The 10,828-nt window shown below is 68.0% G+C and carries 10 protein-coding genes; 3 read left to right on the top strand and 7 right to left on the bottom strand.

Annotation, left to right across the window (positions count from 1 at the left end):
- Positions 1-901 precede the first annotated feature (901 nt).
- Entirely contained in the window at positions 902-3,304 is a 2,403-nt protein-coding gene (locus VYI76_RS03340) for a serine/threonine-protein kinase (protein ID WP_326523360.1), read from the top strand.
- Between the two features lie 4 nt (positions 3,305-3,308).
- Here VYI76_RS03340 and VYI76_RS03335 read toward each other — a convergent pair whose 3' ends face one another.
- From VYI76_RS03335 to VYI76_RS03310, 6 genes are all read right to left on the bottom strand, one after another.
- On the bottom strand, positions 3,309-3,830 hold the full coding sequence (locus tag VYI76_RS03335) for an ECF-type sigma factor (RefSeq protein ID WP_326523359.1): 522 nt from the start codon (positions 3,828-3,830) through the stop codon (positions 3,309-3,311).
- A 66-nt stretch (positions 3,831-3,896) separates the two neighbouring features.
- Positions 3,897-4,331, bottom strand: a complete 435-nt coding sequence (locus VYI76_RS03330; protein ID WP_326523358.1) for a hypothetical protein — start codon at positions 4,329-4,331, stop codon at positions 3,897-3,899.
- Positions 4,332-4,345: 14 nt separating this feature from the next.
- The gene (locus tag VYI76_RS03325; RefSeq protein ID WP_326523357.1) at positions 4,346-4,786 is read right to left on the bottom strand and encodes a hypothetical protein; all 441 of its coding nucleotides are present in this window, start codon (positions 4,784-4,786) and stop codon (positions 4,346-4,348) included.
- A 37-nt stretch (positions 4,787-4,823) separates the two neighbouring features.
- Complete coding sequence (locus VYI76_RS03320; RefSeq protein ID WP_326523356.1) at positions 4,824-5,288, bottom strand: hypothetical protein; 465 nt, start codon at positions 5,286-5,288, stop codon at positions 4,824-4,826.
- Positions 5,289-5,299: 11 nt separating this feature from the next.
- Entirely contained in the window at positions 5,300-5,752 is a 453-nt protein-coding gene (locus tag VYI76_RS03315; RefSeq protein WP_326523355.1) for a hypothetical protein, read from the bottom strand.
- 1 nt (position 5,753) lies between these two features.
- Positions 5,754-6,626, bottom strand: coding sequence for a hypothetical protein (locus VYI76_RS03310; protein ID WP_326523354.1), 873 nt, complete (start codon positions 6,624-6,626; stop codon positions 5,754-5,756).
- A gap of 198 nt (positions 6,627-6,824) precedes the next feature.
- Here VYI76_RS03310 and VYI76_RS03305 point away from each other — a divergent pair, with 198 nt between their 5' ends.
- Positions 6,825-9,686 carry a hypothetical protein gene (locus tag VYI76_RS03305; RefSeq protein ID WP_326523353.1) on the top strand — a complete coding sequence of 954 codons (2,862 nt, stop codon included), beginning with the start codon at positions 6,825-6,827 and terminating at the stop codon, positions 9,684-9,686.
- A complete protein-coding gene (locus tag VYI76_RS03300) occupies positions 9,683-10,207 on the top strand; it encodes a hypothetical protein (protein WP_326523352.1) in 525 nt (174 codons plus the stop codon). Before VYI76_RS03305 ends, VYI76_RS03300 begins: the two co-directional genes overlap by 4 nt.
- Before the next feature lie 346 nt (positions 10,208-10,553).
- Here the strand turns inward: VYI76_RS03300 and VYI76_RS03295 are convergent.
- Positions 10,554-10,828: hypothetical protein (locus tag VYI76_RS03295; protein ID WP_326523351.1), on the bottom strand; the 275-nt coding region annotated here is incomplete at its 5' end.

The following is a 10,828-nucleotide window of genomic DNA, read 5'->3' as shown; positions in this document are numbered from 1 at the left end:
GGGAAAATTTCGATCGCATGACTGTCGATCCCCACGGCTCGCCTGTCGGAGGGCGATTGGCGAGGTCTGCCGCCTGGGAAGCGATGACAGCAGGGTAACGACCGCCTTCAATAGAGCGAGACAATCTTGTGATGACCGGTCCGTTCGTTTCGCACGGACGTGTGGTTGAGTCTGCGAGAGCGCGACCGCTAGCCGCCTTGGTTTGCAGTCCACAAGAACGAATGGCAGGTTTTTTGGAGCACGCCATTTGTCCCGGAATGGCCGGGATTGAGGCGCGAAGCGGTCCGGCAGCTCGCGCCCCAGAAGCAGTCGCTAATCCAATCTCTTGCGCTCGCAAAAACTGCTAGTGCATATTGGGAGCTTGCCCATGATCTGGGCGGCATATGAGTGTGGAGGCGTGGTGGGGTGGTTAGAAAAGTGGTCTCGTTCGGATGATTCAACTCTTCGGGACCGGTGGAAAACAACATCTGTTCCAGAATTAGCTAGTGTTCTCGGCCGAACCCAATCAGCGATTGTGATCCGCGCTCGTCTTCTCGGATTGCTAGTCAGCGTCGCTGATGCGCCCAGTGTAGCAAAAATATCGTGCGTCGCGTCTGAACCCGGGTTCTAGCGCGCGAAGCGATCCTGACGCTTTGGACACCGCTGCGCATTACCTCGTGGCTTGGGCAGCTTCCCACGCAAATCCTGACATCGGCCGATACGGCTTGTCGGGGAAAGCGGCCCGTCTGCTTCCAGGGCGCGGCGATCCGGTGGCGAATGACCGTTGTTGAGGCGCATTTCCGACCGACCATTAGTGCCAAAAGCCGTTAGCTTCTCGGTCGCGGGCGAAGTGGCATCGGTTTCTTGAACTGTAATCGCCAATCTCGCAGTATCCTCCGGCAACGCTGCGAAAAGGGGGACTATGCAAGCGGGGGACTGGACACGCGTCTCGGCGTTGATCGACTCGGCGCTGGAACTGCCCGAGGACGCTCGCGACACCTTTCTATCCCGACAGCTTGGCGACGATCCGGCCCTTCTGACTCGGGCACGCGAGGTTCTCGCGCGGATGGACGAGGGGGAGAACCTGGATCCGGTCATGCCGACGGACTCGAACGCCGATCGGATCGCCATCGGCAGGCGCCTCGGCCCCTGGCGGATCGACGGCGTCATCGCTCAGGGCGGCATGGGCGCGGTGTATTCCGTGTCGCGCACCGAGGGCGGATTCGAGCAACGTGGTGCGCTCAAGGTCGTGCATGCCGGGCGCGGAATCGACCGGGCGCGCTTCGAGGCCGAGCGCCAGTTGCTCGCCGATCTCGACCACCCCGGTATCGCGCGCATATTGGACGGCGGCATCGATGCCGGGGATCGTCCCTGGATGGTCATGGAACGGGTCGAGGGCGGCCCGATCGACCGGTGGTGCGCCACGCATGAAATCCCGCTCGACACCCGCATCGGACTGATCATCGACGTCGCCGAGGCGGTGGCGCAGGCGCACCGGATGCTGGTGCTGCATCGCGACCTCAAGCCCGGCAACGTGCTGATGGATGCCGGCGGGCGCGTGCGGGTGATCGATTTCGGCATCGCCAAGCAGCTGGGCCTCGGCGACCGTACCGAAGGCGCGCTGCCGCTGTCGGCGCCCTATGCCGCCCCCGAACTGCTGACCGGGGAGCGGGCGGGGCCGCCCTGCGACGTCTACGGCGCCGCGGCCCTGCTCTATGAGCTTGCGACCAGCCGGCCGCCGATCGATCTCGACGGCCTGCCGGTCGCGCTGGGCATAAGCCGCATATTGGAGCGCGATCCCGCGCGGCTGGTCGATCTGCGGAAGAAAGCCCCGGTCCTCGCCGACGCCCCCGCGCGGCTGGTTTCCGATCTCGACGCGGTGCTGGCGAAGGCGCTGCGCAAGGAGCCCACGGCGCGATATCCGACGCTGGACATGTTCATCGAAGACCTGCGGCGCGCGCGTGACGGCCGGGCGGTCCAGGCACGCTCGGGCGAGCGCGGATATCGGATACGCCGCGCGATCTGGCGCGCCCGCTGGCCGATCGCGGCGGCGGCGGCGGTCGTGCTGGCGCTGTCGGCGGGCCTCGTCGCTGCCCTGATCCAGAAGCGCGAAGCGATCGCGGCGCGCGACGCGGCGCTGTCCGAGGAGGCGCGCAGCGAGGCGGTGCGCCAGTCGCTCTATCTGCTGCTGGCCGAAAGCGTCGAGATGGCGGGCGCCGAGGCTTCGTCCCGCGAGGTGCTCGATCGCGCGACCGCGCGGATCGTCGCCCAGCACGCGACCCAGCCGGGCGGCGCCGGCGCGGTGTTGCACGCGCTGGGCGAGCTGCATTTCTATCTGGGCGATTATGCAGCGGCCAAGGCAGCGCTGATGCCGGTGGTCACCGCAAGGCCCGGGACGGTCGCGCCAGAGACGCTGGCGGCGGCGCGCTATGACCTCGCGCAGACGTTGCTGCGGATGGGCGATCTCGACGGCGCCGCGCCCCAACTCGCCGAGGCCCAGGCCTTCTGGCGGACCGATGCCGCGAAATGGCGCGCTCGCCTGATCGACAGCCGGCTGGTCGAGGCGCAGGTTCTGCGCGCGCAAGACCCCGAACGCGCGGCGGCGCTATTGCAGGGCGCGCTGTCCGATCACCTGGACATGCACGGTCGCGACAACCGCCAGGCGGGGGTGTTCTACAACAATCTGGGCGTGGCGCGGCAGGGGCTGGGCGATCTCGACGGCGCCGGCAAGGCGTTCGAGACGGCACGCGACATCTGGCGGCAGACCGGGCTGGTCGAAACCCCCGACGCGCTCAACACCGCCAACAATCTCGCCGCGGTCGAGGCGCTGTCGGGTCGCCCGGAGCGTGCCGAGCCGCTGTTCGCCGAGGCGGTGGCGATTCGCCGCAAGCTGTTCGGCGCGTCGGGCGCGACCGCCGCGCTGATCGCCAACTACGGCAAGGTGCTGCTCCAGACCGGCAAGGCCGACGCTGCGCTCGCCGCGCTCGCCGAAGCAGTGCCGATGGCGGAAAAGTTCGCTGGGGCGGGATCGATGCATCATGTCGCCGCGCTGGCCGGCCGATCGGAAGCGGAAATCGCCGCCGCCAGGGGCGATGCGCTGGCGACGGCACGCGAGGCCGTCGCGCTGACGCGGCGCGGTAAGACACCGCCGCCAGGCACGGCGATGGCGCTGGTGGCGCTGGCACGCGCGCAGGGCGCCGCCGGGCATAAGGCCGACGCCAAAGCGACTCTGGCGCGTTTCGATACGATGCTGGCAGCGCTGGGCCCAGCCGGGAGCCGGCTGGCGCAAGCGGCGGATCAGGTACGCGCGCGGTATCTGAAATAGCGGGTCAGGCCCCTTCGGCGCTGTCGAGCTCGATCAACAGCAGCGCTTTGGCCTTGGCCCAGTCGCGCCGCACGGTGCGTTCGGTCACGCCCAGCAGTTCGCCGATCTCGCGTTCCGAATAGCCGCCGAAGAAGCGGTATTCGACGATCTCCGCCAGACGCGGAGCAAATTCGGCCAGCCGCACGAGCGCGCCGTCGAGCGCGACCAGGCGCTCGTCGCTTTCCCAGTAGACGTCGGGCAGGTCGTCGTCGAACGCGGTCGCCGCCGCGCCGCCGCCGCGCTTGGCGGTAAGCCGCGCCTGCGCGTGGTTGATCAGGATCTGCCGCATCGCGCGGGCGGCAGTGCGCAGGAAATGCTTCTCATCGACGAAGCCGTGCGCATGGCGCAGCTTCAGGAAGCTTTCGTTGACCAGTGCGGTCGATCGCAGCGTCTCGCTGGCGCTATAGCGCCAGCGCAGGTCGCGCGCGATCCGCCTCAATTGGGGATAGAGCGCCGCGACCAGCGCATCGGGGGAATCGCTCGCCATCGCCCGATTATCCGCATGTTCCGGGCGGTTTCCACCAAAAGTGTTACGGGCGCGAAATTACCGTTTCTATGCGGGGATCAGCGCAAGACATTCGCGGATCGCCGGCAACGCCTCGCCCAGCTTCTCGCGCGAAGGGAGAACCCGCGTCGTCTCGCCCAGGATTTTCGCGCGCTGGTCTCGATCGATCCCGGCCGCCGCACCGCGGCGTGACGCCTCGCCGGTCCACCAAGCGATCGCCCGCATGTCGATCCGCGCGAGCTCAGCCGGAGCCTCGCCCGCAGGCAGGATTCGCTCCGAGGCCGATGCGGCGGACAGCAGGCCGCGGCAGCGATAGGCGAATTCGACCTCCTCCAGGCCGACGCGGCCGGAGGGTGCCGCGTCCTGCCGCTTCGCCCCAGCCTGCTCCGCCGCGGGCTCGACGCCGTTCTGCGCCATATCGGTCGATGGATCTGCCGCGCAGCCGGCGAGTAACAGGACGGAAACGAGATAGATCGCGCGCACGGGAAATTCCTCTGTCAGTCGGGCCAGGTCAGATCGGGATCGGCACCGCGCGGCGGCGCGGTGTCGATGCAGCGCTGCACCGCGGCGGCATGATCGGGCTTCACATCGAGCGAATAGACCGTCGCAGCCTGTTGAGCAGCGTGTTGCCGCGCTTCGAAATCGGCAAGCGTCATGCCGCGCCCATGCGCCGTCACCGCCGCCAGATTGGACCAGGCGACATAGACCTGCGGGTTCGGTGACGGCAGGTTGCCGGCGCCGCCCTGAACCGCCTGATGCATGAAGTAGGCGCGGTTGGTCAGCCCCCAGCATCTCATTGCGTCGTCGAGCTCGTCGCCACTGTTCCGCGTGGTTAACGTGGCGTTCGGCAAAGCCGTTGCGACAGATGCGTTGGAGGTCGCCTGCGTGCTGACTGCGGTCGCCGGCTCCTCGTTGCAGGCGCCGAGCGCCGTCAGCATCAGCAGCGCTGCTATGGATCTGCCCCCCATGTGCATGTCATTGTCCTCCCGCGTAGATGACGGTTACGGTCGATGCGCCAGCGTCGCTCGGGACGACGGTCACCTGCAATGCGCGGGGGGTGTCGCCGGTGGTCTCCCCGCTCTCGTTCATTGCGATGATGCGGCCTGCGCCTGCCGCGGTTTCCATGCCCAGCTTCAGGCCTGCCGCCGCGCCGCGCCGCTTGTAGAATTCGATGATCGCGGCACCGTTCGCGCTGGGCACCGACAGCACCATCATGCCCTTGTCCGGCTCGGGCGCGTTGAGCACGGTGCTTGTGACGCTGGCGCCGGGATAAACCGGTGCGAACGGCGGCAGATTACGCGGTGCAGCGACTTCGCCGGCGCCCAAGCCCGAAATCTTTACACCCGAGGCAGGCACGGCGCCGTCCTCGTCACGCTCCACGCCGCCGCAGCCGGCGAGCAGCGCGAGTGCCACCGCAATCCCTGCGCACCTCGATGCCATCGCCTGATCCTTCATTCCGCAACCCGCTCCAACCATACCGCACGACGATGATCGGCGACCCGGTAGACGCCGGTCAGTCCGGCGCTGCTCCGCCGGACGACCAGTCGGTGTTCGATGCCGTCCGCGGTCGGCGCGAACGAGATCGTCAGCCGACCGTCGCGCAAGGCGACGCCTGCCTCTCCCCCCTGGCCGATCAGCTCGCAATCGGCGTCGCCGGTGATCCTCCGCTCGGCGACGAGATCGCAGAACGGCTGGTAGAGCGCGTAGCTGCCGGTCCCTTCACGCTCGCCCGGGCTATGCTGGACGTCGATCCGCATCGTCGCCTGCCGACCGGCATCGTCGGCGGCCAGCACCCGCCAGGAACCGTGAAAGCCGCTGGGCGGCGTCAGCCTGGCGTCGCGATCCGGGCCGGCGCCCGGATCGACCTGCCCCGCCAGCAGCAGGGCGACGATCGATCCGAGCATCTCAGTTGCCCCTGAGCAGCTTGCCCAAGGCGCCGCCAACGCGGCGCTCGACCTCGTCGCCCACCCGGCGCTCGACGGCATCGCCGACGCGGCGAACCGCGCCGGGCACCGGGGTGGCGGCTGCGAGGCCCGCTTGGTCAGCGGATGAATAGCCGGGCGCGCTCGACGTGGAGCCGCCTTCGCGCGTGCCGTTCCATTCGCTGTCGCCGGCGGTTGTGCCGCACCAGTCCCACTTGCCGTCGAACTTGTTGCCGTCATGCGTAAAGTTGAAGGTGAACCGGCCCCAGTGCCTCGTGCCGCCGCGCACGGTCGGGCAGCTTTGGTTCGAACTGTCCTGCATCCAGTAGCCGGTCACCGTGTTGCCGGACACCGTCCCTTCGAGGCGGCTGTTGCGGTCGCCATATTGCGCCGCGAAGCCCGTCGCGTCCCAGCGCGACACCGTCATCATGCCCGAGGTGGTCGAATAGCGGTTGCCCGCCGCGACGGGCGCCTGGACGGCGGGTATGGCTGAAACCGGAGCCGGGGTCGTCGCGGCGGCCGGCTGGCCGACTGGACCCAGGTACCGCGCCGAAGTGATCGCGCCACCGTCGGTGCCCAGATCACGAACCTCCCCGATCACCGTTCGGCAGCCTGCGCGGTGACCTGCGTCCATACACACCTCCCAGCGCCCCTTCGTGCTGAGGCTCCACGCGAAATTGTCGGCATCGACACCGCCGAGATTTGGGGACGTCGCCGTCACCACGCGCTTCTGCCCCTTCAGGTTGGACGAGGAATAGAGGGTGAGTTCGCTGCCCTTCGGCGCGGTCTGAGCGGGCGCCGGCCCGGCAAGCGCGGCAGTCGCGGCGAACGCCGCCAGTGAAAACGCAAAACGCATGATGAATCTCCCCGATCGTGTCCCCGGGCGACACCGGACGCGACGCCTGCTCGAAGGGAAGAACCGGATCGGGCCGGAAAACCGGACACACCGATCCGCCAAGCCCCGAATGTCCGCTTCGTCCGCCGCTTGCTGTTCTTCCGGTATGGAGGCGAGCGCGGATGTGGGCGCGCGTCGGGGCTGAGCGGAAGGGGAGCCATGGTCGACAGGCGGTCAAGTTGGCGGACAAGCCGGCGCAGTGGCGCGATCGCGGCCGTCGCCGGCGTGGCGCTGGTCGGGATCGCCGATGCCCGGCAGAGCGCAGGCGTCCCGAACATTCCTGCCCATCCCAACGGCGAGCTGGCGCCCAGCGGCAAGTTCCGCGTGTTCGGCTACGATATCTCGGTGAACGACGATTCACCCACGCCGATGACGGCGATCATCCCCACCGAATTGGTCGACCGGATGGAGAAGGCGTGGAGCGTGCACGAACGCTTCCTGGGCGCGCCGCGGATCGACACGACGCTGAATGGCAAGCCGGTGATCTTCGTGCGGAAGCGGCCCGCGTGGACGCCGGATGCAGCGGCCACCGTCGAAAACTGGAACTGGAACAGCACGGTCGCGACGACCGGCAACTACAAGCCTGCCGATGCCGGGCGCCCGATCTGCGCCACGCCCGGCGCGGTCGGCTGGTGCCTGGGCGACAAATTCAGCCTACACTATAACCTCGATCACTGGCGCAACCCGTTCGGCGCCGCCTTCACCTCGCACGAGTTCGTCCATGCGTATCACAACCGCGTGCTCAGGCCGAACACCGGGCGCCTGCCGCACTGGGTGAGCGAGGCCGCGGGCAACGGCTGGGGCAACGCGTTCCTGGAGCATGCCGATCGCGCCTTCACGCGGCGCAGCCTCGCACGGCGCTACGCCACCGCCCCCTCCGATTCCGCCGGTAGCGAGCGGATGTTCTCCTTCGTGCTGGGGCTGCGCCACTATGACCAGCCGCTCGCGATCGATCATGTTCAGGACACGCCGTGGCGCCATCCCGACTATCCGCCGGCGAACGGGTCGGGAAAGGCGGTCATCGACACGAGCAGCACCACGGCGTTCATCGAGGGGGCCAAGGGAACCCCGCATATCCGGCACACCGGCTACCTCACCGGCAGCTTCTTCCGGCAGATGCTGAAGGGCCGCCCCGGCGGCGCGATCGCCATCCGCGCGATGCACGATCCCGCGATGCGTCCGCCCACCGACGCCCGCGACATGCGCGACGTGCTGCGCTGGCTCGATCGAGGACTAAAATCGGGGTTCGTGCGCGACGCGGCGGGCGGCGGGATGCGCCCGGTCTGGCGACGCGGGCTGCGCGACGTGTTCTCGGAAATGATCGTCGAGCTCGCCGACTTTCCCGATCTGGTCGCCGGCAGCCGCGCGGGGCAGATGGCGCAACCGGCGTTCGACCGGCGGCTGTGGGCACGCGGCTGCCATAACGTCGATCTGAGCGCCAACGTCGCCGCCACCGTGCAGCTCAAGATCCCGCCGATCGCCGCCCGCTGCCTGCGCGTGAAATTCGCCGACGAGGCCGCGCCGCCCAATTGGGTGGCGCTGCGCAACAGCCCCTATGCGGGGCCTCCGGTCCCGTATCTGCCCGAGAATTTCAGCATCACCGTGGAGGATGCCGCGAACCGCGACACCTGCGGCGACATCGACGTCGGCACGCGTGGCGAGTTGCTTTCGCTGGGGGCGGCACGTCCGCTGGCCCAGGGCGGCTGCGCGGTGAGTTGGTCCACGCCCTATGCCCCGCTCGAGCCGACGCGCGCGGGCGGACTGAAGGGCTACCAGACGGTCGTCGTCACCAACGTCGCCGACAAGGCCGAAGAGACGAGCGAGCGCACCGTGACGGTGCGCCTGGTGCGGCCGAGCGTCAGCGCCACCGTGTCCGGTACGGCGACGCCGACGAACCGCGGCGGCGGCGCCCCCCGACCCAAGAAGCCGCTGCCCAAGCCGAAGCGCCCGCAGCAACCCGCCCCGCCGACACCCGGCGGCGTCACGGTCTACGAGCCGGTGGCGCCCAATCCCGGCTGCGACGCTGAAACGCGCGCGCTGTTCCAGTGCGGCGACGAATTCGGCTTCGGGCTGACCGTCGGCGACTCAGCCGAGGCAGCTCGCGCCATCGCCGCCTCGCTGGCGGCGACCGGGCAGATCTATCTGCCCGCCGAGATCACGCGCGGCTCGGGCGTCGACGGCACGGCTGAGACGGCCGACACCGTGCACCGGATTTTCGACGCGTCCGGCCAGACCGTTTCGACCGCCGTGGCGGCATTAATGGCGCCCGGCAACGGCAGCGCGTCCGGCATGAAGATCACCGTGTCGATGCAGCCGCTGCAGCCTGGCCAGACCGGCACCTTCCCCGCCCATGTCGAGGTGGACTGGCACAGCGGCAACGACGCAGGCATCGTCAATTCGGTCGAGGCGGCCGCCACCCGATCCGCAAACGGCTGCGTGCAGGTGGTCAGCCGCAAGACGGGCGCACAGGTTCGCATCACCCAGAACACCGCAGGCTTCATGCTTGGATCGTTGTCGGCGCGTCTGTTCGAAGACGAGGAGGATGCCGAATCCGCCTGCCGCCAGCCGATCCGGCTGGTCGGCACGATCGAGATCGCCTTCGCCTCGCCCGGTGTCGCGCGCAGCGACCTGGAGCCGGTCAGCTTCGAACGCGCAGAGATCCGTGGAGAGATCGACCGCGACATCATCGCCCAGCAGCTGCTGCCGATCGACGAGCGATCCGACTTCGATGCCGACGAGCTGGCGTGGGCGTCGGCGCGCGCGCCGGCTGCGCCGGCCGTGTCGGGTGGCGCGGTGACCGGTGCGATGACCTGCCAGATCCAGTTGACCGACCGCGACCGCCAGGCGTTCGCCGAGGCGGTGGCCGCCGGACATGACGTCGACGGTGCGCCACCCGAGGTGGTCCGTCAGATGATCGATCAGACCCGCACGTTGATCGATGGCCCATTGCGCCCGCATCTATGCGCCTGGGCAACCGCCGGACGGCCGCGCGTGTATTCGATCACGGAGAAGGACGAATGACACGGCCGTTCGTCCGGTTCATCCTGCTGGTCGCGGCACTGTTCCCCACGATGATCACCGGATCGGCACTTCTGGCGTATCAGCAAGGGGCGGGAGAGCACGTTAATATCTTCGGCCTGCCGGCGCCCCCGCCGCTAAGCGCCCCTGCGTCCGCGGTTTCCGCCCAGGCGCTCGCGCAGGCGAAGCAGCTGATGGCGCCTCCGCCCCCGCGCGCCGCCTGCATCACGCCCGAGCAGCGTAACGCTGCGCTCGGCGGCACAGGCTGTTCGTGCACCTGCGGCGAATACGCCCGAAAGCCCGTGAGCGACAGATGCGACATCGCATGTATGGGCTATTATCCTTGCTGGGGGCCGATCCCTTCTGATGAGGAGGTCAGCGCCAGCTATGCACAGGCCACCGCCGGCGCTCCTGTAGCTCCTTTCCAAGAGCTTCCCGCAGATCAACGCGAGACCCTGAGAGGGGCGATGCGAATGAAACAGGCGCTTGAATGGGACCAAGGGCGGCTATGCGGGGCGCGGTAGCCACTATTAACGCTGTGAATCAGCAACCTAAATTCAGTGGCTAGCGCGCGTCGTCGCTCGATAAATCAAGCCATTGGCACGCAGTCGGGTTTAGCGAACCTCTAAATCGCGTAGCCCAGCAAGCCGCTGAAGAACGACCCGGCCAATATTCCATAGGCCGCATCTCCGCCGCACTCACGGTCTTGCTGGCGCCTCTCGTCGTCGACCGATCCTTCAAACGTGAAGCAGATTTGAAGGGGATGCTGGTATCGGGGCTGCCAGGCGAAGCGTACGTACACGCCACCGTGCCCTCAGGGCCGCTTGCTCCGCCCCGGTCCGCGAGGTCCGGGACGGGACGAGCGCACGCTCAGGCGCCGATCTGATCGTCCTGTGGCTCGGTCTCGTCGAGCGTCAAGCCAAGCGCGTCATGGGCGGCGATGGTGAGCCGCGCCTCAACCATCTTGGCGAAGTCTACCATGCGCTCGACATGCTTGCGATAGTCGGTGACCATATCAAGCATCGGCTCGAAGCCCTCTTCCTCTTCGTTCAATTTGCGCAGCGCCTCGGTCATCTCGATCCGGCTCTTGGCGGCGAGGATGATTGTGACGCGGCGGTTGACGCCGGAGCTATGGCAGGCGTCCT

It is taken from the genome of Sphingomonas sp. (assembly GCF_035910975.1).
Taxonomy (GTDB): domain Bacteria; phylum Pseudomonadota; class Alphaproteobacteria; order Sphingomonadales; family Sphingomonadaceae; genus Sphingomonas.
The sequence above is the reverse complement of the archived record's forward strand: the minus strand, read 5'-3'. Positions and strand labels throughout refer to the sequence as shown.

Bases quoted from the DNA above. Each gene is read 5' to 3' on its own strand.
- VYI76_RS03315 (WP_326523355.1), bottom strand. From the start codon at position 5,752: ATGCTCGGATCGATCGTCGCCCTGCTGCTGGCGGGGCAGGTCGATCCG.
- VYI76_RS03335 (WP_326523359.1), bottom strand. From the start codon at position 3,830: ATGGCGAGCGATTCCCCCGATGCGCTGGTCGCGGCGCTCTATCCCCAA.
- VYI76_RS03310 (WP_326523354.1), bottom strand. From the start codon at position 6,626: ATGCGTTTTGCGTTTTCACTGGCGGCGTTCGCCGCGACTGCCGCGCTT.
- VYI76_RS03340 (WP_326523360.1), top strand. From the start codon at position 902: ATGCAAGCGGGGGACTGGACACGCGTCTCGGCGTTGATCGACTCGGCG.
- VYI76_RS03325 (WP_326523357.1), bottom strand. From the start codon at position 4,786: ATGCTGACGGCGCTCGGCGCCTGCAACGAGGAGCCGGCGACCGCAGTC.
- VYI76_RS03305 (WP_326523353.1), top strand. From the start codon at position 6,825: ATGGTCGACAGGCGGTCAAGTTGGCGGACAAGCCGGCGCAGTGGCGCG.
- VYI76_RS03300 (WP_326523352.1), top strand. From the start codon at position 9,683: ATGACACGGCCGTTCGTCCGGTTCATCCTGCTGGTCGCGGCACTGTTC.
- VYI76_RS03320 (WP_326523356.1), bottom strand. From the start codon at position 5,288: ATGGCATCGAGGTGCGCAGGGATTGCGGTGGCACTCGCGCTGCTCGCC.